This is a genomic window from Prauserella endophytica, assembly GCF_005146945.1.
GTDB lineage: Bacteria > Actinomycetota > Actinomycetes > Mycobacteriales > Pseudonocardiaceae > Prauserella_A > Prauserella_A endophytica.
The window spans coordinates 1-25332 of the sequence record NZ_SWMS01000018.1 but is presented as its reverse complement, the minus strand read 5'-3'; the positions used below and the strand labels follow the sequence as shown (position 1 = coordinate 25332).

Genomic DNA, 25332 nt, shown 5'->3' with positions numbered 1-25332 from the left:
GTCACGACACGAACACCATCAGCAGCGCGGCCACGGCGAAGGCCACGACCGACAGGATCGTCTCCAGCACCGTCCACGTCTTGAAGGTGTCCTGCACCGAGATCCCGAAGTAGCGCGAGACGATCCAGAACCCGCCGTCGTTGACGTGCGAGGCGATGATCGACCCGGCCGCGATGGCCACCACGAGCAGCGCCAGCTGGGGTTGCGAGTAGCCGAGCTGGGTCACGGTCGGCGCGATGATGCCGGTGGTGGTCACGATCGCGACCGTCGCCGAGCCCTGCGCGATGCGCATGCCGCAGCTGATCACGTAGGCGGCGAGGATCACGGGCAGCCCCGCCGAGTCGAGCGAGTTCGCCACCGCGTCGCCGATGCCCGTCTCCGCGAGCACCGTGCCGAAGAACGCGCCGGCGCCCACCACGAGCAGGATCATCGCCACCGGCCGCAGCGCGACGCTGGAGAGCTCGGCGAGGTCCTTCGCCGTCATGCCGCGCCGCGTGCCGAGCAGCCAGAACGCCAGCAGCACCGTGATCGTCAGCGCCACGGCGGGCGTGCCGACGAACGTGGCGACGCCGGAGAGCCGGGAGCCCTCGGCGAGCAGGATGCTGCCGAACGTGCCGAGCAGGATCAGCACGAGTGGCACCGCGATGATCAGCGCGACCAGCCGCAGCGAGGGCGCGTCCTTCGCGGCGCCGGGGCCCTCCTGCCGCGACGCCGCCAGCATCTCCTCCGGCACGGGGACGTCGATGCGCTTGCCGATCCACGATGAGAACAGCACCCCGCCGAGGAACCACGCGGGCAGGCACGCGATGGCGCCCATGAGGATCACCCAGCCGAGGTCCACGCCCAGCAGCCCCGCCGCGGCGACGGGTCCGGGGTGCGGCGGCAGGAACGCGTGCGTCACCGACAGCCCCGCGAGCAGCGGCAGGCAGTACAGCAGGATCGAGCGCCCGCCCTGTTTCGCCGCGACGTAGACCAGCGGTGCCAGCACGAAGATGCCGATGTCGAAGAACACGGGGACGCCGAAGATCAACCCGGAGACGCCCATCGCGAGCGGGGCGCGTTTCTCGCCGAACGCCCGCAGCAGCGCGGAGGTGAGGACCTGCGCCCCGCCCGACTTCTCCAGCACCGCGCCGAGCAGCGTGCCGAGCCCGATGATGGCCGCGATGTGCCCGAGCACGCCGCCGAAACCGGACTCGAGCAGCGAGTCCGAGGCGCCCTGTGCCGACCCGACGAGCGTGCCCACGGGCACGCCCGCCGCGAGCGCCGTCAGCAGGCCCACCACGATGAGCGCGATGAACGGCTCCAGTTTCACGCGGATGATCAGCACCAGTAGCACGGCGATCGACACCGTGGCCAGCGTCAGCAGGCCCGCGGTGGATTCCTGCAGCCAGTCGACGAATCCGGTCACACGGTCCTCCCGGAGGAGCGCAGGGAGCCGCCCGCGAGGGCTCCGGTGGGACGGCCGTCGTCGATCGCGGCGACGCCGTTGACGAACACGTACGCAATGCCCTGGGCCTGTTGCCTCGGCTGGTCGAACGTCGCCGTGTCGGCGACGGTCTCCGGGTCGAACAGCACCAGGTCCGCGGCGTAGCCCTCGCGGACGAGCCCGCGGTCGGGCAGCCGCAGCCTCCTGGCGGCCCTGCCGGTCAGGTGGGCGACGCACTCCGCGAGCGAGAGCACCCCGAGCTCGCGCACGTACCGGCCGAGATAGCGCGGGAACGTGCCCCACGCCCTCGGATGCGGGCGGTCGCCGACGAGCAGGCCGTCGCTGCCGCCGGTGTGCGTGCGGTGCCGCATGATCGCGCGGACGTTCTCCTCGTGCCCCACGTGCATCAGGCACGACGTGCCGAGCCGCTCGGAGCGCAGCACGTCGAAGTACAGGTCGCTGGGCGCGCGGCCCTGCGCCGTCGCCGAGGCGGCGACGCTGTGCCCGACGAGATGCGCGTTGGCCGGGGCGCGGACGCCGTTGATCTCGATGGCGTCCCAGTCGATCGGCACCCCGTGCGCGCCGTCGGAGCCGGTCTCCTCCATCTCGGCGCGGATCCGCTCGCGCGTGTCCGGATCGGACAGCCGCGCGAGCGTCGCGTCGAGGCCACCCTCCGCGGCCCAGCTCGGCAGCAGCGCGGAGAGGTACGTGGCGCCCGGCAGGTACGGATAGGTGTCGAGCGTGATGTCACAGCCGTCATCGAGCGCGTCGTCCAGCAATGCCAGCAGCTCAGGGGCCCTGCCCTTGTTGACGGAGAAGTTCATCGTCGCGTGCGCCAGGTGCAGCGGGCAGCCCGAGCGGCGCGACACCTCCACCATCTCGCCGAACGCCTCCAGCGCGCCCGCGCCGTAGCTACGGTGGTGCGGGCTGTAGTACCCGCCGTGCTCGGCGGTGACCTCGCACAGTGCCACGAGCTCGTCGGTGTCCGCGTACATGCCGGGCGTGTAGGTGAGCCCCGACGACAGGCCGAACGCGCCCTGCGCCATGCCCTCGGCGACGAGCCCCCGCATCGTGTCCAGTTCGGACTCGGTGGCCGGCCGGTCCTCGAAGCCGACGGCGAGCATCCGCACGGAGCCCTGTGGCACGAGATACGCGGCGTTCACCGCGATGCCCTCGTCGAGCCGGTCGAGGTACTCGCCGACGGAGCGCCAGTTCCAGTCGAAGCCGGGCGGGTCGTCGTTCCACCCGGCCAGCTGGGCGCGCAGCGCGGCGAGTGTCGAGTCGTCGACGGGAGCGTAGGAGAGCCCGTCCTGCCCGAGCACCTCCGTGGTGACGCCCTGCGAGATCTTGGCGAGGTGTCCCGGCTCGGCGAGCACCTGGAGGTCGGAGTGCGCGTGCATGTCGATGAACCCGGGCGCCAGCACCAGCCCGGTGCCGTCGATCACGCGGGAACCGGTGAGCGACCCCGGCTCGCCGAGTGCGGCGACGCGGCCCTCGGCGATGCCGACGTCGCCCTCGTACGGTTCGCCGCCGGTGCCGTCGGCGATGCGCGCGCCACGAAGGACGGTGTCCATCTCGGCCTCCTAGAAGTAGGTGCGGACCAGGTCGACCACGGTCTCTCCGTCCTCGCCGACCACGGGGACTACCGGCCACTTGTCGAACACCGTGCAGGGATGCGAGAGCCCGAGCCCCACCCAGTCGCCGACCTCCAACGGTGAGCCCGGCGGCAGCGCCACGAACGCGTGCTGGTCGTTGAGCTTGCTCACCGGGTGGCCGGTCAGCTCCCGCAGGCCGCCGCCGCGCGGACGGTGCAGCTGTGGCTCGGGCAGGCCCTCGTCGAACGACGCGTCGCGTTTGCCGAGGGTCAGCAGGGCCAGATCCGGTTCGGGCCGGGACGTCACCTGCGCCCAGGCCCGGAGCGCCGGCCTGAAGGGTGTGCCCTCGACCCGTGGCGCGGCGCCGAGCGGCGACATCGTGCGGTAGAAGCCGTCGTCGTGGGTGAGGTAGGCGCCGCTGCGCAGGATGGGTAGCACGGAGAGGCCTGATCCCCAGCCGCTGGCGAGTCCTTCGGCCACGAGATCGAAGTAGGCGCTGCCGCCCGCCGTGACGATCAGCGGTTCGTCCTCGGTGGTGTAGCCGCCCTCGGCGAGCGAGGCGGTCAGCGCGCGCAGATCGTCCACATAGGACGTGATGCGGGCCAGCGCCTCCGCGCCGGTGTCGTGGGCGAGCGCGCCCTCGTAGCCACCCGCGCCGCGCAGCCGCAGCACCGGGCTGTCGCGCACCGCCGCGGCGACGGCGAGCGCGGTCTCCCGGTCGCGCACGCCGGTGCGCCCGCCGCTCGCGCCCAGCTCCACGAGCACGTCGACGGGCCGGGGGGTGCCGGCCAGCGCCTCGGTCATCAGCTGGACGCCGCGCACGGAATCGGCCCAGCAACAGAACTCGAACCCCGGGTCGCGGTCGAGCTCCGCGGCCAGCCAGCGCAGGGCGGCCGGGTCCACGAGCTGGTTGGCCAGCAGCACCCGCGAGACGCCGAACGCGCGGTAGACACGCAGCTGACTGGCGTTGGCGGCGGTGATACCCCACGCGCCGTGCTCCAGCTGCCGGGCGAACAGCTGCGGCGCCATCGTGGTCTTGCCGTGCGGGGCGAGCGCGACGCCGTGCGTGGCGCACCAGTCCGCCATCGCGCGCATGTTGTGCTCCAGCGCCGCCGCGTCGAGCACCACGATCGGGCCGACGAACCCGTCGTCGAACAGCCTCGCACCGCTCGCGGCGGCCTCGGCGAGCGGGCGGCCCTCCCACGCCGAGGGCAGCGCCTTGAACCGCCAGCCGAGCGGCTCCTCGCCGAGGGCGCGCAGTGCGGAGGTGTCCAGCGTCGCAGGCTCATGTTGCATAATGTGCAATGCTCATTGCGTAGAACGCATTCGAAAGGTGTAGCATCGCTCCCGCAGCGGGGTCAACGGCCGGATTCGGAGGGGACACGTGGTCGAGGTGCTGTGCGTCGGCGAGGCGATGGCGGTGTTCGTGCCCGCCGAGCCGGGGCCCGCCCACGAGGTGCGCACGTGGCGCCGGACCGTCGGCGGCGCCGAGTCCAACGTGGCCCGCGCGCTGGCCGCGCTGGGTGTGCCGAGCGCCTTCGCGGGAGCGGTCGGCGACGACGCCTTCGGCAGGGCGCTACTCGCGGAGCTCGCCGCCGAGGGGGTCGACGTCAGCCGCGTCCGCACCGATCCCGCGCGCCGGACCGGCCTCTACGTCAAGGAGAACGGCGACTCCGGCACCGTCATGCGCTACTACCGCGCGGGCTCGGCCGCGTCCGCGATGGGTCCCGAATTGCTGTCCACAGTGGACCTTTCCGTCGTGCGGCTGGTGCATCTCTCCGGCATCACCCCGGCCCTCTCACCCGCCTGCCACGAGCTCGTCCGCGCGCTTCTCGAAGCGCCGCGCGGAAACCGCCTGGTGTCGTTCGACGTCAACTGGCGGCCGACGCTGTGGGCGGGCCGCGATCCCGGCGAGGTCGCCGGCCTCGCCGCGCTCGCCGACCTCGTGCTGACCGGCGAGGACGAGGCCGAGCAGGTGTGGGGGACCGGTGAGCCCGCGCGCCTGCGCGCGCTGCTGCCCGAGCCGGCCACGGTGGTGGTCAAGCACGGCGAGCGCGGCGCCACGCTGCTGGAACGCGGGCGGGCGCCGGTGTTCGAGCCCGCTCTCGCCGTCGACGTGGTGGAGCCCGTCGGTGCCGGCGACGCCTTCGCGGCGGGCTTCCTCGCGGCCACACTCCGCGGCGAGGATGCCCGCACCAGTCTGCGCGCCGGGCACCTCCAGGCCGCAGCGACCCTGCTGACCAGGGACGACGTGAGCACGCCGCTGCCCCCCGACGTCGTGGCCACGCTGCTGCGCGCCGCCGAGCCGGAGTGGGCGGCGGCGCGGCTGACCGTCGGGGAGGTGCGCGGATGAGCCAGAGCCTCGACCGCGCGCTCACGCTCGTCGCCGCCCTGGCCGGCGAGCCGAAGACGCTCGACCAGCTCGCAGAGGAGATCGGTGTGCACAAGTCCACCGTCCTGCGGCTGCTGCGCACGCTCGAGTCGCACCATTTCGTGCACCGCGAGGGCGCGCGGCACTACCGGCTCGGCAGCGCGCTGTTCGACCTCGCCAACCGGTCGCTCGAACAGCGCGACGTGCGGCGCGGCGCCGAACCCGCACTGGCCGCGCTCAACGAGCGCACCGGCCACACCGTGCACCTCGCGAGCTTCGAGGACGGCGAGGTCGTCTACATCGACAAGTTCGAGGGACACCACGCGGTGCGCATGTACTCGCGCGTCGGCAAGCGCGCGCCGCTGCACTGCACGGCTGTCGGCAAAGTGCTGGCCGCCGCGCTGCCCCCGGCCCGGCGCGACGAGCTCGCCCGCTCGCTCGGCTACCCGGCGCTCACGGCGAACACCATCACCGACGCCGACTCCTACCTCGCCGAGCTGGAGCGCGTGGCCGAACGTGGGTACGCCCTCGACGCCACCGAGCACGAGGACTTCATCCACTGCATCGCGGCACCGGTGCGCGGAGCCCGCGGCGAGGTGCTCGCCGCGCTGTCGCTGTCCGTGCCCACGGTGCTGCTCGACATCGACGGCCTGCTGGCACTGGTCCCCGACCTGCTGGCGGCCGCGGAGGAAGCGTCCATCCGATGTGGATGGTCGAGGAACGAACAGGGAGGAACCAGCCGATGACGAACGGTGCGATCAGCACGGATGCCGCCCCCAAGCCCGTCGCCGCGTACTCGCAGGCGAAGCGCAAGGGCAACATCCTGCAGCTCGCGGGTCAGGTGGGCATCGACCCGGCCACCGGGACGGTCGTGCCCGGCGGCGTCGCCGAGCAGACCCGGCAGGTGTTCGCCAACCTCGAGGCTGTGCTCGCCGAGGCGGGCGCGAGCATGACCGACGTCGTGATGATGCGCGTCTACCTCACCGACACCGCGCACTTCGCCGAGCTGAACGAGACGTACAACGCGCTCATCCCCGAGCCGTACCCCGCCCGCACGACCGTGTACGTGGGCCTGCCCGAGGGCCTGCTCGTGGAGATCGACGCGCTGGCCGTGCTCGACGGGTAGTTCAGTAAACCGGGCCGGTGTACTTCTCGCCCGGACCCTGGCCAGGTGCGTCCGGCACCGCGGAGGCCTCCCGGAACGCCTTCTGGAGGGACTGCAGGCCGTCGCGCAGCGGCGCGGCGTGCAGGCCGAGGTACTCGCCGGAGGCGGTGACCAGCCCGGCCAGGGCGGTGATCAGCCTCCGGGCCTCGTCGAGGTCGCGGTGCGGGCTCGTTTCGGGGTCGGGGTCGGCGAGACCGAGCCGTTCGGCGGCGGCGGAGAGCAGCATGACGGCGGCCCTGCTGATGACCTCGACGCTCGGGATGTCCCGGAGCTCGCGGTCCTCCGGGGAATTTTCGGGCTGCTGAGAAGCGTTGTCCACCACGTCTGGTACCCTTCCACGAGCGACCAGCCTCCGAGCGATCGGGGGCCGCAAGTGGAGCCCCGCTCCCACCCGAGTCGCCGCCAGCACGACGAGGCGGCCGGGTCCGGTCCCGCGGCGTACGAGCGGTTCATCCGTATCGGCGCAGGCGGAACGCCTGGTACGACCAGGCACCGATCGGATCGAGGGCCCCGCACACCAGTACGAAGAGTACGTGTGACCGGGGCCCGTGGTATGTGGGCACCAGGGTCGAAACGAGAACAGCGACATTTGGACCAAGGAGGCCCCATCAGCTCCGAGACGCGCATCAACGAGCGCATCCGTGTTCCCGAGGTTCGCCTCGTGGGACCGAACGGTGAGCAGGTCGGCATCGTCCGCATCGAGGACGCGCTGCGGCTCGCCCAGGAGGCCGACCTCGACCTCGTCGAGGTGGCCCCGCAGGCACGGCCGCCAGTGGCCAAGCTCATGGACTTCGGCAAGTTCAAGTACGAGAGCGCGCAGAAGGCCCGCGAGTCCCGCCGGAACCAGCAGCTGACTGTCATCAAGGAACAGAAGCTGCGTCCCAAGATCGACCAGCACGACTACGAGACGAAGAAGGGCCACGTGTCCCGCTTCCTCGCGGCCGGCAACAAGGTCAAGGTGACGATCATGTTCCGCGGACGGGAGCAGTCGCGGCCCGAGCTGGGATTCCGGCTCCTGCAGAAGCTCGCCGACGATGTCGCCGAGCTGGGCTTCGTGGAGTCGTCGCCGAAGCAGGACGGCCGCAACATGATCATGGTGCTGGCGCCGCACAAGAACGCTAAGGCAAAGTCGAAGGCGGCCAAGGAGACCGAGTCCGCCGAGTCGTGACGGCCAGCGTCGGCCGAGAGCACGCACAGCAGCACACCGGTTCTCGGTGTGCTGCCGTCTGAAAGAGGAAAGAATGCCGAAGAACAAGACTCACAGCGGGATGTCGAAGCGTGTCCGGGTCACGGGCACCGGCAAGATCCGCCGCCAGAAGGCGGGCCGTCGCCACCTGATGGAGAAGAAGTCCAGCCGGGTCACGCGCCGTCTCGAGGGCACCACGGAGGTCGCCGCCGCCGACGTCAAGCGCATCAAGAAGCTGCTCGGTCGCTGACCTCCCGACGAACCCGCCGTAACCACCGGGGCGCCCGGGCGCGCCCCCTGAACGACAGGATGGACCCGTGGCACGCGTCAAGCGGGCGGTGAACGCCCAGAAGAAGCGTCGCGCAACTCTCGAACTGGCCAGCGGCTACCGCGGTCAGCGTTCGCGGCTGTACCGCAAGGCCAAGGAGCAGACGCTCCACTCGCTCAACTACGCCTACCGGGACCGTCGTGCCCGCAAGGGCGACTTCCGGCAGCTGTGGATCACCCGCATCAACGCCGCCGCCAGGCAGAACGGCATCACCTACAACCGGTTCATCCAGGGCCTCAAGGCCGCCGGTGTCGAGGTCGACCGCAAGATCCTGGCCGAGCTCGCCGTCAACGACGCCGCTGCGTTCGCCTCGCTCGCCGAGCTCGCGAAGCAGAACGTCAACACCGAAGAGAAGAAGTCGGCCTGATCGCCGGTGACGACCGACCCGGGGAGGTCACGGTGTTCACGCACCGGACGCCCCGGGTCGTTGCCGCTCGGCGCCTGACGACCCGGTCCGGCCGCGAAGAGGCGGGCCGCTTCCTCGCCGAGGGCGCACAGTCCGTTCGCGAGGCGCTGCGGTACGGGCGGGTGCACGAGCTGTTCGCCACGGAGGCCGCCGCGGCCAGGCACCCGGACCTGCTCGAACAGGCACCCCGGGTGTCGCCGATCAACCAGCGGGCGGCCGAGCTGCTGTCGGAGACCGTGTCGCCGCAGGGCCTCGTGGCCGTGTGCGACACCGTCACCGTCGGAGTGGACATCGCGCTGGCCGGGACGCCACGCCTGGTCGCCGTGCTGGTCGGCATCGCCGACCCCGGCAACGCGGGCACCGTGCTCCGCGCCGCGGACGCGGCGGGCGCCGACGCGGTGATCTTCGCGGGCGACGCGGTGGACGTGCACAACGGCAAGTGCGTCCGCGCCTCCACCGGCAGCCTCTTCCACCTCCCTGTCGCCAGGGACCGCGACGTCGCCGCAGTGCTGGCCGCGTGCTCACGGGCGGGGCTGCGCACCGTCGCCGCGCACGGCTACGCGGACCACGACCTGCGCTCGGCGCCTGGCCTGGCCGCGCCGACGGCGTGGCTGTTCGGCAACGAGGCGCACGGGCTGCCCGAGGACGTGCTGGCCTCGGCCGACGCCGTCGTGAAGGTGCCGATCTACGGCAAGGCCGAGAGCCTCAACCTGGCCACCGCGGCCGCCGTCTGTCTCTACGCGAGCGCGTTGCGGAACGAGCCCTGACCGAGGGTGACCGCCGGGCCGCCAACCCGGATCACCTAGAATCTTAACGTCCTTCTGCCCACGTTCGCTCGCGCCTGCGTGGTGCTTCCAGAACCGTCTGCGGACGCCGAGGAGCCATGTCCGAAGCCTTCGACAAGCAAGAGTCCCCGCAGGTGGACCCGCTCGCCTCCGAGAAGCTCGATGCCGCCGTCAAGGCGGCCGAGGAGGAGTTCGCCGCCGCCGCGGACCTGGACGCGCTGGCCGGGGTGAAGCCGGCCCACCTGGGCGACCAGGCGCCGCTGTCGCTCGCCCGCCGCGAGATCGGTTCGCTGCCCAAGGAGCGGAAAGCCGAGGCAGGCAAGCGGGTGAACGAGGCCAGGCAGACCGTCCAGGCCGCCTACGACGCCCGGCTCGCCGCGCTGCAGGCCGAGCGGGACGAGCGCGTGCTGCGGGACGAAGCCGTCGACGTCACCCTGCCGTGGGACCGGGTGCCCCGGGGTGCCCGGCACCCGATCACCACCATCGCCGAGCGCGTCGCGGACGTCTTCGTCGGAATGGGCTACGAGGTCGCCGAAGGCCCAGAGCTCGAGGCCGAGTGGTTCAACTTCGACGCGCTGAACTTCGGCAAGGACCACCCCGCGCGGCAGCTGCAGGACACGTTCTACGTCGGCGACGACGACTCGAACCTCGTGCTGCGCACGCACACCTCGCCCGTGCAGGCGAGGGCGCTGCTGCACCGTGACCTGCCGGTCTACATCGTCTGCCCCGGCCGGACGTTCCGCACCGACGAGCTCGATTCCACGCACACTCCCGTCTTCCATCAGGTCGAGGGGCTAGCCGTGGACAAGGGCATCACGATGGCACACCTCAAGGGCACGCTCGACGCGTTCGCGAGGGCGATCTTCGGTGAGGAGTCCGGCACGCGGTTCCGCCCGCACTTCTTCCCGTTCACGGAGCCCTCGGCCGAGGTGGACGTGTGGTTCCCGGAGAAGAAGGGCGGCGCGGGCTGGGTCGAGTGGGGCGGCTGCGGCATGGTCAACCCCAACGTGCTGCGTGCCTGTGGCGTCGATCCGGAGGTGTACTCGGGCTTCGCGTTCGGGATGGGCCTCGAGCGGACGCTGCAGTTCCGCAACGGCATCCCCGACATGCGCGACATGGTGGAGGGCGACGTGCGGTTCACCCTTCCCTTCGGGACGGAGGCGTGAATGGCTGACAATCGCGAAGCCGGTCATGCGCGCCGACCGGGTGCCGGTGTCCCGCAAGAAGGAGTGGCGTAGTGCGAGTCCCCGTCAGCTGGCTGAAGGAGCACCTCGAGCTCAGCGACGACGTGACCACCGAGGCGCTGGTCGACGCGTTTGTGCGCATCGGCATCGAGGTCGAGGGCGTCGAGCCGCTCGGCACGGTCACCGGTCCGCTCGTGATCGGCCGCGTGGTCGAGATCGAGGAGCTCACCGAGTTCAAGAAGCCCATCCGGTACTGCCGGGTGGAGGTCGGTGACGCAGACCTGGACGAGGCGGACGACGACGCCGACTCCGACGACGACACCGCTGACGCCGCCGCCGGTGAGGACGCCGAGGAGGTCGACCCGACCCGCCCGCGCACCAACGGGATCATCTGCGGAGCCAGCAACTTCGCCGAGGGCGATCTCGTGGTGGTCGCGCTCCCGGGTGCCGTGCTGCCCGGCGACTTCACGATCTCGGCACGCAAGACCTACGGCCGCGTCAGCGAGGGCATGATCTGCTCGGCCAGGGAGCTGGGCCTCGGCGAGGACCACACCGGCATTCTCGTGCTGCCCTCGGGCACCGCGAGCCCCGGCGACGACGCCCGCGAGGTGCTCGACCTCGACGACACCGTCCTGGAGCTGGCTCCGACGCCGGACCGCGGCTACGCGCTGTCGATCCGCGGACTGTCCCGCGAGCTGGCCTGTGCGCTCGACGTGCCGCTCGGTGACCCCGCCAAGATCGAGGTGCCCGAGGCCGAGGGCGAGGCCTGGCCCGTGCACATCGAGGATCCGGAGGGCTGCCGCCGTTTCGTGCTGCGCCGCGTGACGGGTCTCGACGCCGGCGCCCCGACGCCGTGGTGGATGCGGCGCAGGCTGCTGCTGTCCGGCATGCGCTCCATCTCACTGGCCGTCGACGTCACCAACTACGTGATGCTCGAGCTGGGCCACCCGCTGCACGCGTTCGACACCGGCTCCATCAAGGGCGACCTGGTGGTGCGCAGGGCCCGGCAGGGCGAGAAGCTCGTCACGCTGGACGACGCCGAGCGCGCGCTGGACCCCGATGACGTGGTGATCGCCGACGACAGCGGCGTCATCTCGCTGGCGGGCACCATGGGCGGCGCGAGCACCGAGATCAGCACGGACAGCACCGACGTGCTGCTCGAGGCCGCGCACTGGGACCCGCCGTCGATCAGCCGCACCGCGCGCAGGCACAAGCTCTTCTCCGAGGCGGCGAAGCGGTTCGAGCGCTTCACCGACCCGCAGCTGTGCGCGGTCGCCGTGGAGCGCGCCGCCCGGCTGCTGCGCCAGTACGGCGAAGGCAGCATCCGGCCCGGCCGCACCGACGTGGGCGAGGTCCCGCCGACGCCGGCCATCACGATGCCGATCAACCTGCCCGACCGGGTCGCCGGCGTGCGCTACGAGCGCGGCGTGACCGTCAGCCGCCTCACGCAGATCGGCTGCAAGGTGGCCGTCGGCACCGGCGACGACGGCACCGCGCTCGTCACGGCCGTGCCGCCGAGCTGGCGCGGCGACCTGGCGCAGCCCGCCGACCTCGTGGAGGAGGTGCTGCGGCTCGAGGGCTACGACAGCATCCCGTCCACGCTGCCGCCCGCACCCGCGGGCCGTGGCCTCACCGAGACGCAGCGGCGCCGTCGAACGGTGTCCCGTGCGCTCGCCGAGGCAGGCTATGTCGAGGTGCTGCCCTTCCCCTTCGTCCCGGCCTCGGTCTGGGACGCGTTCGGGCTGCCCGCCGACGACGCTCGCAGGCGCGGCCTGACCGTTCGCAACCCGCTCGAGGCGGACAAGAACCAGCTGGCGACCTCCCTTCTGCCCGGTCTGCTGGAGACGCTGCAGCGCAACATCTCCCGCGGGTTCCGTGACCTCGCGCTCTTCCACATCGGCCAGGTGGTGCTGCCCGGCGAGGGCCGCGCCGCCGCGCCCGACCCCGGCGTCGCGGCTCGCCCCAGCGATGAGGACCTGGCCGCGCTGGAGCGGGCCGTGCCCGACCAGCCCCAGCACGTCGCCGTGGTGCTCACCGGCCAGCGCCGCCGCTCCGGCTGGTGGGGCGACGGCGAGACCGCGAACTGGGCCGACGCCGTGCAGGCCGCCCGCACCATCGCCGAGGCGGGCGGTGTCGAGCTGCATACCGAGGCCGCCGACCTGCCGCCGTGGCACCCGGGCCGCTGCGCCCGCCTCCTGGTCGGCGACGTCGCGGTCGGCCACGCCGGTGAGCTGCACCCCAAGGTCGTCGAGGCGCTCGGCCTGCCCAAGCGCACCGTGGCCATGGAGCTCGACCTCGACGCCGTGCCGCTGCGGGACTCACGGCCCGCGCCGTCGATCTCGCCGTTCCCACCCGTGCTGCTGGACGTGGCGCTGGTGACCGACGCCGAGGTGCCGTCCGCCGACCTGGCCGCCTCGCTGCGCGAGGGCGCGGGCGAGCTGATCGAGGACGTCACCCTGTTCGACACCTACACGGGCGAGCAGGTGGGCGAGGGCAAGCGCTCGCTGGCGTACAAGCTGCGCTTCCGCGCACCCGACCGGACCCTCACCGTCGAGGAGGCGACGCAAGCCCGCGATGCCGCCGTCGCCGCCGCGGCGGAGCGGTTCGGCGCCGTCCTCCGCGGCTGAGTGGGCACGGCGGCTGACGCCGCCCCCGTGGTTGACGCCGTGCCTGCGGTTGGTGCCGCGCCCGTGGTTGGTGCCGTGCCTGCGGTTGAGGCCGCGCCCGTGGTTGGTGCCGTGCCTGCGGCCGACGCCGCGCCTGCGGTTGGTGCCGCGCCCGTGGTTGGTGCCGTGCCTGCGGCTGACGCCGCGCCTGCGGCTGAGGCCGCGCCCGCGGCTGAGGCCGCGCCCGCGGCGAGGCGGTCGCCGGGGCTCGTGCCGCTACGCGGTGGTGCTCAGATGCTTGAGTGCCTCCTTCCGCGAGAGTGGGGACAGCCCCGGATGGTCGGCGACGAACGCGCGGACCCAGTCCGGGTCGGTGCGGGCGTACTGGCGGAGCGCCCACCCGATGCCCTTGCGCAGGAAGAAGTCCGGGTCACCCACGTTTGCCTCCGCGCAGTGCGCGAGCAGGTCCGGGTCGGTGGCCTCCTTGGACCCCACCTGGCAGATCACCGCGGTGCGGCGCTTCCACCGGTCGCCGTCGTGGGCCCACGCGCGCATCAGCGGTGACACCGTCGCCGGGTCGGCCCGCAGGATGGGACCGACGCGGCGGATCGCGATCTCGTCCACGTAGTCCCACCACGCCCCGGTGACGATCAGGTGCTCGTACAGCGGCAGCCGCTCCGGCGTCTGCCAGCGGGCGTAGGCGCGGTGCCCCGTGAGGTCGATGGCCAGGTACCGCTCCTCCCGGTGTGCCGCCTCGTCCCACAGCTGCCGGACCACCGACTCCCACACCGGCACGTCGGGCAGTGGATGCTCCGCGAACAGCCTGCGCCCGAGGATCTCCCTGGCGGGCTTGGGCACCCCACGGAACGGCAGCTCCGACTTCATGTACCGCCGCATGTCGGGAGCCTTGGCAGGGTCGGCCAGCTCGGCTAGCCCGTCCCGCACGGCTCGTACCAACGGATGCGTCATCGTCAGCCCGCCTCTCCCACCGGCTTCGGTCCGCGTGCCCGGTCATCATGCCCCCACCTGTCGTTGCCGTTGATCTCCTGCGACCGTAGGACCGGGCACCGACAAGAACGGCCCCTCTGCCGCGAACCGGCGCGAACGGAGCCGTCACCGCGGGCTCACGGGAACCCGTTTGATTGATATTGCGTCATCATGCATAATCATTCGCATGACGGTGAAGGTTGCGGTGGCCGGTGCCACCGGATACGCGGGCGGGGAGCTCCTCCGCCTGCTGCTCGCCCACCCGGACATCGAGATCGGCGCACTGACCGCCGCGAGCAGTGCGGGCACGCCGCTGCGGGGGCATCAGCCGCACCTGGTGCCGCTCGCGGACCGGGTCGTCGCTGAGACGACCCCCGAGAAGCTCGCCGGCCACGACGTGGTCTTCCTCGCGCTGCCGCACGGGCACTCAGCCCAGCTCGCGGCCCAGCTCGGTCCGGACGTGCTCGTGGTGGACCTCGGCGCCGACCACCGCCTCACCGAGGCGGCCGACTGGCAGCGCTGGTACGGCGGAGACCACGCGGGCACGTGGCCCTACGGCCTGCCCGAGCTGCCCGGCGCCCGCGAGAAGCTCCAGGGAGCCAAGCGCGTCGCCGTCCCCGGGTGCTTCCCGACCGGCGGCACGCTCGCCCTCGTGCCCGCGTTCGCGGAGGGGCTCGTCAAGCCCGAGGTCACGGTCGTCGCCGTCACCGGCACGTCGGGCGCTGGCAAGAGCCTCAAGCCGCACCTGCTCGGCTCCGAGGTGATGGGCTCGGCCAGCGCCTACGGTGTCGGCGGCGCCCACCGGCACACCCCGGAGTTCGCCCAGAACCTCGGCCTCGTCGCGGGTGAGCGCGTGACCGTGTCGTTCACGCCGGTGCTCGCGCCCATGCCGCGCGGCATCCTCACCACCGCGAGCGCCCCGCTCACGGCCGACACCGACCTCGCCGCCGTCAGGGCCGCCTACGAGAAGGCGTACGACGCCGAGCCGTTCGTGCAGCTGCTGCCCGAGGGAAGCTGGCCCACCACCGCGGCGACGGTCGGCTCCAACAACGTGCAGCTGCAGGTGGCCGTCGACGCCGACGCGGGCCGCCTCGTCGTGGTTGCCGCCATAGACAACCTCACCAAGGGCACCGCGGGCGGTGCCGTCCAGTCCATGAACATCGCGCTCGGGCTGCCCGAGACCACGGGACTTCCGGCCGTAGGAGTCGCGCCATGACGATCACCTCCCCCCAGGGCTTCCGTGCCGCCGGGGTCACCGCGGGCCTCAAGGCCAGCGGCAAGCCCGACGTCGCCCTCGTCGTCAACGACGGACCCTCCGACGTCGCCGCCGCCGTGTTCACCACCAACCGCTGCAAGGCCAACCCGGTGCTCTGGAGCGAACAGGTGATGCAGGGCCGCAAGGCCAGGGCTGTCGTCCTCAACTCAGGCGGAGCCAACTGCTACACCGGCCCCGAAGGCTTCCAGAACACGCACGCCTCGGCGGAGCTGGTGGCCGACAAGCTCGGCATCGGCGCGATCGACGTCGTCGTGTGCTCCACCGGCCTCATCGGCGAGCAGCTGCAGGCCGACAAGCTCATGGCCGGCATCACCGAGGCCGCAGCCGGGCTCTCCGCGGCGGGAGGACCCGCCGCGGCCGAGGCGATCATGACCACCGACACCCGCAGCAAGGAGGCCCTGCGCGAGGGCGGCGGCTGGAGCATCGGCGGCATGGCGAAGGGCGCAGGCATGCTCGCGCCCGCGCTCGCCACGATGCTCGTGGTCGTCACCACCGACGCGCAGGTGGAGGCCGACACAGCCGACCGCGCGCTGCGAGCCGCCACGCGGGTGACCTTCGACCGGCTCGACTCCGACGGCTGCATGTCCACCAACGACACCGTGCTGCTCATGTGCAGTGGCGCCTCCGGGGCGTCGCCGGACGAGGCCGAGTTCACCGCACGGCTCACCGAGGTCTGCCACGACCTCGCCCAGCAGCTGCTCGGCGACGCCGAGGGCGCCGATCACGACATCGCCATCGAGGTCGTCAACGCCGCGACCGAGGACGACGCCGTCGAGGTGGGCCGCGCCATCGCGCGCAGCAACCTCTTCAAGACCGCCGTCTTCGGCAAGGACCCGAACTGGGGCCGCATCCTCGCCTCCGTCGGCACCACCAGCGCGGCCTTCGAGCCCGACGCGCTCGACGTGGCGTTCAACGGCGTGTGGATCTGCAAGGACGGCCAGCCGGGCGAGCCCCGCGACAAGGTCGACCTGACCGGGCGCGAGGTGAGCGTGGTCGTCGACCTCAAGGCGGGCACCGAGAAGGCGACGATCTGGACCAACGACCTGACGCACGCGTACGTGCACGAGAACTCGGCGTACTCGACATGACGGGCGGCAACAGCGCGGAATCACTGGTCCCCGCCGACGAGCGGCTGGCGACGGCGGCCGAGAAGGCCGGCGTGCTGATCGAGGCGCTGCCGTGGCTGCAGCGGTTCCACGGCGCGACCGTGGTGATCAAGTACGGCGGCAACGCCATGATCGACGACGACCTCAAGCGGGCGTTCGCGCAGGACATGGTGTTCCTGCGCATCGCCGGGCTGCGGCCGGTGGTCGTGCACGGCGGTGGCCCGCAGATCACCGCGATGCTCGGCAGGCTGGGTATCGAGGGCGAGTTCAAGGGCGGCCTGCGCGTCACCACCCCCGAGACGATGGACGTGGTCCGGATGGTGCTGGTGGGCCAGGTCAGCCGCGAGCTGGTGGGCCTCATCAACGCGCACGGGCCGTACGCGGTCGGCATCTCCGGCGAGGACGGCAGGTTGTTCACCGCCGAGCGCAAGCACGCAACGGTCGACGGCGAGCAGGTGGACGTCGGGCTCGTTGGCGAGGTCGCGAGCGTCAACCCGGACGCCGTGCTCGACATCGTGAACGCGGGCCGCATCCCGGTGGTGTCCACCGTGGCGCCGGACGTCGACGGCGTGGTGCACAACGTCAACGCCGACACGGCCGCGGGTGCGCTCGCGGCGGCGCTCGGCGCGGAGAAGCTCGTGGTGCTCACCGACGTCGAGGGCCTCTACGCCAACTGGCCCGACCGCTCGTCGCTGATCGACCGCATCGAGGCCGACCGGCTCAAGGAAATGCTGCCGAGCCTCGCGAGCGGGATGATCCCGAAGATGGAGGCGTGCCTGCGGGCGATCAACGGCGGTGTCCGCAGGGCGCACGTGATCGACGGGCGGATCGCGCACTCGGTACTGCTCGAAGTTTTCACGTCGCGGGGCATCGGCACGATGGTCCTGCCGCAGGAGACAGGGGGAGCGTAGTGTCCAACCAGGACAAGCAGCAGCGGTGGCAGGCCGCGATGATGAACAACTACGGCACCCCGCAACTGTCGCTGGAGCGCGGTGAGGGCGCCGTGGTGTGGGACGCCGACGGCAACCGCTACCTCGACCTGCTCACCGGCATCGCCGTGAACGCGCTCGGCCACGCGCACCCCGCGGTGGTGGAGGCCGTGACGCGGCAGATCTCCACGATCGGTCACACATCCAATCTCTACATCAACGAGCCCGCGCTCAAGCTGGCCGAGCGGCTGCTCGATCTGTCCGGTGTGGACGGTGACGGCCGGGTGCTGTTCTGCAACTCCGGGGCGGAGGCGGTCGAGGCCGCGCTCAAACTGACCCGGCGCACCGGCCGTACGAAGGTGATCGCCACCGAGGGCGGCTTCCACGGCCGGACGATGGGCGCGTTGTCGCTCACCGGCCAGCCTGGCAAGCGCACGCCGTTCGAGCCGCTGGTGCCGGGCGTCGAGCACATTCCCTTCGGTGACGTCGCCGCGCTGGAGGCCGCCGTCGACGGTGAGACCGCCGCGTTCGTCGTCGAGCCCGTCCAGGGGGAGAACGGCGTTGTCGTCCCTCCGGAGGGCTACCTGCAGGCCGCCCGTGCGATCACGGCGAAGCACGGCGCGCTGCTGGTGGTGGACGAGGTGCAGACGGGCATCGGCAGGCTGGGCAGCTGGTTCGCGTTCCACCGGGCCGGCATCGTCCCGGACGTCATCACGCTGGCGAAGGGCCTCGGCGGCGGCCTGCCGCTGGGCGCGTGCATCGCCGTCGGGCAGGCCGCGTCGCTGTTCGAGCCGGGTCAGCACGGCACGACGTTCGGCGGCAACCCGGTGTGCTGCGCTGCCGGGCTCGCGGTGCTGGACACGATCGCCGCCGACGGGCTGCTCGAACACGCATCCGGCCTCGGCAAGGAGATCGCGGCCGGCGTCGAGAAGCTCGGCCATCCGCTGATCGGCGGGGTCCGGGGCTCGGGCCTGCTGATCGGTATCCTGCTGCGCGAGCAGGTGTCGGCCAAGGTCGCCGCCGCGGCGCAGCGGGCGGGCCTGCTGATCAACCCGATCCAGCCCGACGTCATCCGGCTCGCCCCACCACTGATCTTCAGCAACGAGCAGGCCGACGAGTTCCTGGCCGCGCTGCCCGGCGCGCTCGACTCCACCACCACGAAGGACACCGACTGACATGCCTCGCCACTTCCTCCGCGACGACGACCTGAGCCCCGAGGAACAGCTCCAGGTTCTCGACCTCGCCGACGAGCTGAAGAAGCAGCCCTACCGGGACACTTTGGCGGGCCCGAAGGCCGTCGCCGTGATCTTCGAGAAGAACTCGACGCGGACCCGGTTCTCGTTCGAGGTCGGCATCGCGCAGCTCGGCGGGCACCCGGTGGTGGTCGACGGGCGGAGCATGCAGCTCGGCCGCGAGGAGACCATCGAGGACACCGCGCGGGTGCTGTCGCGCTACGTCGACGTGGTGGTGTGGCGCACGTTCGCGCAGGCCCGCATCGACTCCTTCGCGTCGGTGGCGAGCGTGCCGGTGGTCAACGCGCTCACCGACGAGTTCCACCCGTGCCAGATCCTCGCCGACCTGCAGACGATCCGGGAGCGCAAGGGCACCCTCGCCGGGCTGACCCTGACCTACCTCGGTGACGCGGCCAACAACATGGCCCACTCGCTGCTGCTCGGCGGTGTCACGGCGGGGCTGCACGTGCGGGTCGCGGCGCCGGAGGGCTTCCATCCGGCGCCGTGGGTGCTCGACGCGGTGGCCAAGCGGGCGGCGGAGACGGGCGGCAGCGCGAAGGTGTTCACCGACCCGCACGCCGCGGTGGACGGCGCCGACGTGGTGACCACGGACGCGTGGACGTCGATGGGCCAGGAGAACGACGGGAAGGACCGGGTGCTGCCGTTCCGGCCGTACCAGGTCAACGCCGAGCTACTGGCCCGTACCGGCGAGGACACGATCGTGTTGCACGACCTGCCCGCTCACCGGGGCTGGGAGATCACCGACGAGGTGCTCGACGGCCCGGCGAGCGCGGTGTGGGACGAGGCGGAGAACCGCCTGCACGCGCAGAAGGCGCTGCTCGTCTGGCTGCTCGACCAGGTGGACCGACGATGAGTCGAGCGGCGCGCCAGGCCAGGATCACCGAGCTGGTGTCCACGATGGCCATCCGCAGCCAGACAGAGCTCGCGAAACTGCTGGCCGCCGAGGGCATCGAGGTCACGCAGGCTACCTTGTCCAGGGACCTCGACGAGCTGGGTGCGGTGAAGCTGAGGGGTGCGGACTCCGGTGCGCCGGTGTACGTGATCCCCGAGGACGGCAGCCCGGTGCGGGGCGTGCAGGGCGGTACGTCCCGGTTGTCGCGGCTGCTGGCCGAGCTGATGGTCTCGGTGGACGCCTCGGGCAACCTCATGGTGCTGCGGACCCCGCCGGGGGCCGCGCAGTTCCTGGCCAGCGCGATCGACAGGGCGGCGTTGGAGGAGGTCGTCGGCTCGATCGCGGGCGACGACACGGTGGCGGTGATCGCCAGGGAACCGCTGTCGGGCAAGGACCTGGCAGGCCGCTTCGCCGCGATGGCGCAGCGATCGTCTACTTCGGACGTAAACGGTAGTGAGGAGAACAACCATGACTGACCGGGTGGTGCTCGCGTACTCGGGCGGGCTCGACACCTCGGTGGCGATCGGCTGGATCGCCGAGGAGACCGGCGCCGAGGTGGTGGCGGTGGCCGTCGACCTCGGCCAGGGCGGCGAGGACCTCGAGACCATTCGCAAGCGGGCGCTGGACTGCGGCGCCGTCGAGGCCGTCGTCGCCGACGCGCGCGACGAGTTCGCCGACCAGTACTGCCTGCCCGCGCTGCAGGCCAACGCGCTGTACATGGACCGGTACCCGCTGGTGTCGGCGTTGTCGCGGCCGGTGATCGTCAAGCACCTCGCCGAGGCCGCCAAGTACCACGGCGCCACCACCGTCGCGCATGGCTGCACCGGCAAGGGCAACGACCAGGTGCGATTCGAGGTCGGCATCGGCGCGCTCGCGCCGGACCTCGACGTGCTCGCCCCGGTGCGGGACTTCGCGTGGACGCGGGAGAAGGCGATCGCCTACGCCGAGGAGCGCGACCTGCCCATCGACGTCACCAAGAAGTCGCCGTTCTCGATCGACCAGAACGTGTGGGGCCGCGCGGTGGAGACGGGCATCCTCGAGGACCTGTGGAACGCGCCGCCGAAGGAGGTCTACTCCTACACCCAGGACCCGACGGTCCACTTCCAGGCGCCCGACGAGCTGGTGATCACGTTCGACAAGGGCGTGCCGGTGGCCATCGACGGCAAGCCGGTCACGATGCTCGAGGCCATCAAGGAGCTCAACACCCGCGCCGGCGCGCACGGCATCGGCAGGCTCGACATGGTCGAGGACCGGCTGGTGGGCATCAAGAGCCGCGAGGTGTACGAGGCGCCGGGCGCGATCGCGCTGATCACCGCGCACCAGGAGCTGGAGAACGTCACCGTCGAGCGCGACCTGGCCCGGTTCAAGCGGCAGGTCGAGCAGCGCTGGGGCGAGCTGGTGTACGACGGCCTGTGGTTCTCGCCGCTGAAGGACGCGCTGGACGGCTTCGTCGCGAAGACGCAGGAGCACGTGACCGGTGAGATCCGCATGGTGCTGCACGGCGGCACCGCGACCGTGACGGGTCGGCGCAGCGACGAGTCGCTGTACGACTTCAACCTGGCGACCTACGACGAGGGCGACACCTTCGACCAGTCGCTGGCGAAGGGTTTCGTGCAGCTGTGGGGCCTGCCCAGCAAGATCGCGGCGAAGCGCCAGCAGAGCAAGAACTGACCGTTTCCGACAGAGAGTGACAGCGTGACCGAGAAGGACAGCGGACAGCCGGTGGCCCTGTGGGGCGGGCGGTTCGCGAGCGGCCCTGCCGAAGCGATGGCGGCGCTCTCCGCCTCGACCCACTTCGACTGGCGACTGGCGCCCTACGACATCGCCGGCTCCCGGGCGCACGCCCGCGTGCTGCACCGGGCGGGGCTGCTCACCGGCGACGAGCTGGAAGCGATGCTCGCCGCGCTCGGCACGCTGGCCGACGACGTCGCGTCCGGCGCGTTCACGCCGACCATCGCGGACGAGGACGTGCACACGGCCCTCGAACGCGGTCTGCTGGAACGCGCCGGCGCGGAGCTCGGCGGCAAGCTGCGCGCCGGCCGCTCGCGCAACGACCAGGTGGCCACGCTGTTCCGGATGTGGCTGCGGGACGCGGCACGCCGCGTGGTCACGGGCACGCTCGACGTCGTCGACGCGCTGGTCGCGCAGGCGGACCGGTACCCGGACGCGGTCCTGCCGGGCCGTACGCACCTTCAGCACGCGCAGCCCGTTCTGCTGGCGCACCACCTGCTGGCCCACGCGCAGTCGCTGCTGCGCGATGTCGGCAGGCTGCGTGACTGGGACGTCCGCGCCGCGGAGTCGCCGTACGGCTCCGGCGCGCTGGCGGGCTCCTCGCTCGGTCTCGACCCCGACGCCGTGGCCGAGGAGCTGGGTTTCACCACGTCGGTGGAGAACTCGATCGACGGCACCGCCTCGCGCGACTTCGCCGCCGAGTTCGCGTTCGCGGTGGCGATGCTCTCGGTGAACCTCTCGCGGATCGCCGAGGAGGTCATCATCTGGAACACGGCCGAGTTCGGCTACGTCACGCTCGACGACGCGTGGGCCACGGGCAGCTCGATCATGCCGCAGAAGAAGAACCCGGACGTCGCGGAGTTGACGAGGGGCAAGTCGGGCAGGCTGATCGGCAACCTCACCGGGCTGCTCGCGACGCTCAAGGCGCAACCGCTCGCCTACAACCGGGACCTGCAGGAGGACAAGGAGCCGGTCTTCGACTCCGTCGAGCAGCTCGAGCTGCTGTTCCCCGCGATCGCCGGGATGCTCGGCACGCTCACCTTCCACACCGAGCGCCTGGCCGAGCTGGCACCGGCCGGGTTCACGCTCGCCACTGACATCGCCGAGTGGCTCGTGCGGCAGGGCGTGCCGTTCCGCGACGCGCACGAGGTGGCGGGCGAGTGTGTGCGGGTCGCGGAGGGCCGTGACGCCGGACTCGACGAGCTGACCGACGACGAGCTGGCGAAGATCCACCCGGCTCTCACGCCGAGTGTGCGCGAGGTCCTTACCGTCGAGGGCTCCGTGGCCTCGCGGGACGCCCGTGGCGGCACGGCGCCGGCGCGGGTCGCCGAGCAGCGCGACCGGCTCGTCGCGCGGCTGGCCGGGCACCGGGCGTGGGCGACAGGGTGATCGACCACCTCGGCGGGCTCCTAGAGTGGTGGTTGGCCTTTCCGACCGACACTGCTGGGGGAGTCGTGCCGTTCCCGACCCGTGGGCCCGTGCCGCGATGAGCCGTCAGCTCACGCGCGACGAGCTCGCCATCGATCCCGTCGACCTCGCCCGGCGGCTGCTGGGCTGCGTGCTGGAGTCGCGTGGCGAGCAGGGCACCGTGCGGGTGCGGCTGGCCGAGGTCGAGGCATACCGCGGGCTCGACGACCCGGCCTCGCACTGCTATCGGGGCCGCACGCCGCGCAACGACGTGATGTGGGGTCCGGCGGGGCACCTGTACGTGTACTTCGTCTACGGCATGCACTTCTGCGCCAACATCGTCGGGCTCACCGACGGGCAGCCGGGTGCGGTGCTGCTGCGGGCCGGAGAAGTGCTGGAGGGCACCGAGCTGGCCAGGGCGCGCCGCCCGACCGCGAGGGGCAACGGGGCCGTCGCGAAAGGCCCCGCTGTGCTCACGTCCGTGCTCGGTGTCGACCGGGCCCACAACGGTATCGACCTCACCGATCCGGAGGCGTCCGTGCGCCTGCTCGACGGTCCGCGCGTGCCACCGGAGCGGATCCGCACCGGCCCCCGGGTGGGGGTGGCCGCGGCGATGGACATCCCCTGGCGGTTCTGGATCGACGGGTCGCCCGCGGTCAGCACCTACCGGCGGGGCGGCCGGGTTCGTGCCCGGGCTGAGGGGTGAACCGGGGCGTGGGGGAAAATCCGGTGCGTGAGTGAGCACATTCTTGACGAGCTGGCCTGGCGAGGGCTGATCACGCAGTCCACCGACCTCGGCGCGCTGCGGCGCGATCTCGACGCGGGTCCGCTGGCGGTCTATATCGGGTTCGACCCGACCGCCCCGAGCCTGCACGCCGGCCACCTCGTGCAGATGCTGGTGCTGCGGCGTTTCCAGAACGCCGGGCACCGGCCGGTGCTGCTCGCGGGCGGGGGCACCGGGCTGATCGGCGACCCCCGCGATGTCGGTGAGCGCACGCTGAACTCCGAGGAGACGGTCCGGGAGTGGGCCGAGCGGCTGCGCGGGCAGCTCGCGAAGTTCGTGGACTTCGGCCACGCGGACCTGCCGCCCATCGAGGTCAACAACCTCGACTGGCTCGGCGCGATGTCGGTGCCCGTGTTCCTGCGTGACGTCGGCAAGCACTTCTCCGTCAACACGATGCTGGCGCGCGAGACCGTCAAGCGCAGGCTCGAGGGCGACGGGATCTCCTACACGGAGTTCAGCTACATGTTGCTGCAGGCGACCGACTACCGGGAGCTGTACGAGCGGCACGGGGTCAAACTGCAGATCGGCGGATCCGACCAGTGGGGCAACATCGTCGCGGGGGTCGACCTGGTGCGACGGGTGCACGGCGCGCAGGTGCACGCGGTGACCACTCCGCTGGTGACCGACTCCGAGGGGCGCAAGCTGGGGAAGTCCACCGGCGGCGGCAACGTCTGGCTGGATCCGGAGATGACCACTCCGTACGCCTGGTACCAGTACTTCCTCAACCTGCCCGACGCGAGCGTCGTGGAGTACCTCAAGCTGCTGACGTTCCTGAGCAGGGACGAGATCGCGGAGCTGGAGACGGCCACCGCTGAGCGTCCGGCCGCTCGCCTCGCCCAGCGCAGGCTGGCGCAGGAGCTGACGGACCTCGTGCACGGCGAGGAGCAGACGCGTCAGGTGATCGCGGCGAGCCAGGCTCTCTTCGGCAGGGGCGAGCTCGGCGAGCTGGACGAGCCGACGCTCAACGCCGCGCTGGCCGAGATCCCCACCGGGGAGGTCAAGCTCGCGGAAGAGCCGACGATCGTCGACCTGCTCGTGGCGGGCGGCCTGGTGGACAGCAAGGGCGCCGCGCGCCGCACGGTGAAGGAGGGCGGCGCGTACGTGAACAACACCAAGATCACCGCCGAGGACTGGCGGCCCGGTGGGTCGGACGCGTTGCACGGGCGCTGGCTCGTGGTGCGCCGGGGCAAGCGGAACCTCGCCGGCGTGCGCGTCCTGCGCTGAGCCGGGCCAGGGGGGTCCCTGAGCTGCGAATACGCGGTTCAGGGACCCCCCTGTTCGAGGGGTGTTCCGGGGGGTGTAATCTTTTCTTCGTTGCCGGGGAGACCGGGCCGGTGGGAGACCACAGGGCGCGGGTTACCAGGCCGGGGAATACGAACCAAGCTCCCGCTGTTGTGGTAGAGTGGGTGTTCCTCGATCGGAGCGACAAGCCCCCAAGATGAACCGCAAGGTTTACGGCGGGGTTTGTTTATGCTCCGGACAGCTGGAAATACAACATCGTGTTGTTTGAGAACTCAACAGTGTGTTTGTGAGCTTGTAGTCTTTGATAGTTTTGCCCCTTTTTTTGTGGGTTTCTTTGAGGCTATTGTTGTTTGATAGCCAGGTTTCTTTGACAGCATTGTTGGAGAGTTTGATCCTGGCTCAGGACGAACGCTGGCGGCGTGCTTAACACATGCAAGTCGAACGCTGAAGCTCAGCTTGCTGGGTGGATGAGTGGCGAACGGGTGAGTAACACGTGGGTAATCTGCCCTGTACTCTGGGATAAGCCTGGGAAACTGGGTCTAATACCGGATAGGACCATTGCAGGCATCTGTGGTGGTGGAAAGCTTTGGCGGTATGGGATGGGCCCGCGGCCTATCAGCTTGTTGGTGGGGTGATGGCCTACCAAGGCGGTGACGGGTAGCCGGCCTGAGAG

Annotated in this window: 24 protein-coding genes and 1 rRNA gene; 20 read left to right on the top strand and 5 right to left on the bottom strand. The window is 71.3% G+C overall.

Annotated elements, in window-relative coordinates:
* Position 1: 1 nt before the first annotated feature.
* From FCN18_RS27070 to FCN18_RS27060, 3 genes are read right to left on the bottom strand one after another with little or no spacing between them, the layout of a single operon-like run.
* Positions 2-1408, bottom strand: coding sequence for a GntP family permease (locus tag FCN18_RS27070; RefSeq protein WP_137096436.1), 1407 nt, complete (start codon positions 1406-1408; stop codon positions 2-4).
* Positions 1405-3000, bottom strand: a complete 1596-nt coding sequence (locus tag FCN18_RS27065; protein ID WP_137096435.1) for an N-acyl-D-amino-acid deacylase family protein — start codon at positions 2998-3000, stop codon at positions 1405-1407. The genes FCN18_RS27070 and FCN18_RS27065 overlap by 4 nt, the downstream gene beginning before the upstream one ends.
* A gap of 9 nt (positions 3001-3009) precedes the next feature.
* Entirely contained in the window at positions 3010-4317 is a 1308-nt protein-coding gene (locus FCN18_RS27060) for an amino acid deaminase (RefSeq protein ID WP_137096434.1), read from the bottom strand.
* An 88-nt stretch (positions 4318-4405) separates the two neighbouring features.
* On the opposite strand from FCN18_RS27060, the gene FCN18_RS27055 reads away from it, so the two are divergent.
* Genes FCN18_RS27055 through FCN18_RS27045 form a run of 3 tightly spaced genes read left to right on the top strand, consistent with a single transcriptional unit; the run spans position 4406 to position 6518 of the window.
* Positions 4406-5374: a sugar kinase gene (locus tag FCN18_RS27055; RefSeq protein ID WP_267285375.1), complete on the top strand. Its 969-nt coding sequence runs from the start codon at positions 4406-4408 to the stop codon at positions 5372-5374.
* Complete coding sequence (locus FCN18_RS27050) at positions 5371-6138, top strand: IclR family transcriptional regulator (RefSeq protein WP_112272146.1); 768 nt, start codon at positions 5371-5373, stop codon at positions 6136-6138. The genes FCN18_RS27055 and FCN18_RS27050 overlap by 4 nt, the downstream gene beginning before the upstream one ends.
* Positions 6135-6518, top strand: coding sequence for a RidA family protein (locus FCN18_RS27045; protein WP_112272144.1), 384 nt, complete (start codon positions 6135-6137; stop codon positions 6516-6518). The genes FCN18_RS27050 and FCN18_RS27045 overlap by 4 nt, the downstream gene beginning before the upstream one ends.
* A gap of 1 nt (position 6519) precedes the next feature.
* Here the strand turns inward: FCN18_RS27045 and FCN18_RS27040 are convergent, their stop codons facing one another.
* The gene (locus tag FCN18_RS27040) at positions 6520-6879 is read right to left on the bottom strand and encodes a DUF1844 domain-containing protein (RefSeq protein ID WP_112272142.1); all 360 of its coding nucleotides are present in this window, start codon (positions 6877-6879) and stop codon (positions 6520-6522) included.
* Between the two features lie 231 nt (positions 6880-7110).
* On the opposite strand from FCN18_RS27040, the gene infC reads away from it, so the two are divergent.
* From infC to pheT, 6 genes are all read left to right on the top strand, one after another.
* Positions 7111-7725: a translation initiation factor IF-3 gene (gene infC, locus FCN18_RS27035; protein WP_112272140.1), complete on the top strand. Its 615-nt coding sequence runs from the start codon at positions 7111-7113 to the stop codon at positions 7723-7725.
* Between the two features lie 73 nt (positions 7726-7798).
* On the top strand, positions 7799-7993 hold the full coding sequence (rpmI, locus tag FCN18_RS27030; RefSeq protein WP_110339744.1) for a 50S ribosomal protein L35: 195 nt from the start codon (positions 7799-7801) through the stop codon (positions 7991-7993).
* Between the two features lie 67 nt (positions 7994-8060).
* Complete coding sequence (gene rplT, locus FCN18_RS27025; protein WP_110339742.1) at positions 8061-8438, top strand: 50S ribosomal protein L20; 378 nt, start codon at positions 8061-8063, stop codon at positions 8436-8438.
* A 32-nt stretch (positions 8439-8470) separates the two neighbouring features.
* A complete protein-coding gene (locus FCN18_RS27020; RefSeq protein ID WP_199542819.1) occupies positions 8471-9244 on the top strand; it encodes a TrmH family RNA methyltransferase in 774 nt (257 codons plus the stop codon).
* 116 nt (positions 9245-9360) lie between these two features.
* Positions 9361-10428, top strand: a complete 1068-nt coding sequence (gene pheS / locus FCN18_RS27015; protein WP_112272138.1) for a phenylalanine--tRNA ligase subunit alpha — start codon at positions 9361-9363, stop codon at positions 10426-10428.
* A 71-nt stretch (positions 10429-10499) separates the two neighbouring features.
* The gene (gene pheT / locus FCN18_RS27010; protein WP_137096433.1) at positions 10500-13073 is read left to right on the top strand and encodes a phenylalanine--tRNA ligase subunit beta; all 2574 of its coding nucleotides are present in this window, start codon (positions 10500-10502) and stop codon (positions 13071-13073) included.
* Positions 13074-13328: 255 nt separating this feature from the next.
* On the opposite strand, the gene FCN18_RS27005 is transcribed toward pheT, so the two are convergent.
* Entirely contained in the window at positions 13329-14021 is a 693-nt protein-coding gene (locus tag FCN18_RS27005) for a DNA alkylation repair protein (protein ID WP_112272136.1), read from the bottom strand.
* Between the two features lie 205 nt (positions 14022-14226).
* On the opposite strand from FCN18_RS27005, the gene argC reads away from it, so the two are divergent.
* From argC to FCN18_RS26950, 11 genes are all read left to right on the top strand, one after another.
* Positions 14227-15255 (top strand): N-acetyl-gamma-glutamyl-phosphate reductase, encoded by a 1029-nt coding sequence (gene argC, locus FCN18_RS27000; RefSeq protein WP_113642630.1) that lies wholly within the window; start codon positions 14227-14229, stop codon positions 15253-15255.
* A complete protein-coding gene (argJ, locus tag FCN18_RS26995; protein WP_137096432.1) occupies positions 15252-16403 on the top strand; it encodes a bifunctional glutamate N-acetyltransferase/amino-acid acetyltransferase ArgJ in 1152 nt (383 codons plus the stop codon). The genes argC and argJ overlap by 4 nt, the downstream gene beginning before the upstream one ends.
* Positions 16400-17332, top strand: a complete 933-nt coding sequence (argB, locus tag FCN18_RS26990) for an acetylglutamate kinase (protein ID WP_112272133.1) — start codon at positions 16400-16402, stop codon at positions 17330-17332. The genes argJ and argB overlap by 4 nt, the downstream gene beginning before the upstream one ends.
* The gene (locus FCN18_RS26985) at positions 17332-18525 is read left to right on the top strand and encodes an acetylornithine transaminase (RefSeq protein WP_112272131.1); all 1194 of its coding nucleotides are present in this window, start codon (positions 17332-17334) and stop codon (positions 18523-18525) included. Before argB ends, FCN18_RS26985 begins: the two co-directional genes overlap by 1 nt.
* A 1-nt stretch (position 18526) precedes the next feature.
* Positions 18527-19456 (top strand): ornithine carbamoyltransferase, encoded by a 930-nt coding sequence (argF, locus tag FCN18_RS26980; protein WP_112272129.1) that lies wholly within the window; start codon positions 18527-18529, stop codon positions 19454-19456.
* Positions 19453-19971, top strand: coding sequence for an arginine repressor (locus FCN18_RS26975; protein WP_110339725.1), 519 nt, complete (start codon positions 19453-19455; stop codon positions 19969-19971). Before argF ends, FCN18_RS26975 begins: the two co-directional genes overlap by 4 nt.
* Positions 19964-21166: an argininosuccinate synthase gene (locus FCN18_RS26970; RefSeq protein ID WP_112272127.1), complete on the top strand. Its 1203-nt coding sequence runs from the start codon at positions 19964-19966 to the stop codon at positions 21164-21166. The genes FCN18_RS26975 and FCN18_RS26970 overlap by 8 nt, the downstream gene beginning before the upstream one ends.
* A 51-nt stretch (positions 21167-21217) precedes the next feature.
* Positions 21218-22615 carry an argininosuccinate lyase gene (gene argH / locus FCN18_RS26965; RefSeq protein WP_206077993.1) on the top strand — a complete coding sequence of 466 codons (1398 nt, stop codon included), beginning with the start codon at positions 21218-21220 and terminating at the stop codon, positions 22613-22615.
* Positions 22616-22712: 97 nt separating this feature from the next.
* A complete protein-coding gene (locus tag FCN18_RS26960) occupies positions 22713-23339 on the top strand; it encodes a DNA-3-methyladenine glycosylase (RefSeq protein ID WP_112272123.1) in 627 nt (208 codons plus the stop codon).
* Between the two features lie 27 nt (positions 23340-23366).
* The gene (gene tyrS, locus FCN18_RS26955) at positions 23367-24641 is read left to right on the top strand and encodes a tyrosine--tRNA ligase (RefSeq protein WP_137096430.1); all 1275 of its coding nucleotides are present in this window, start codon (positions 23367-23369) and stop codon (positions 24639-24641) included.
* A gap of 394 nt (positions 24642-25035) precedes the next feature.
* A 16S ribosomal RNA gene (locus FCN18_RS26950) occupies positions 25036-25332 on the top strand; the annotation flags it as partial.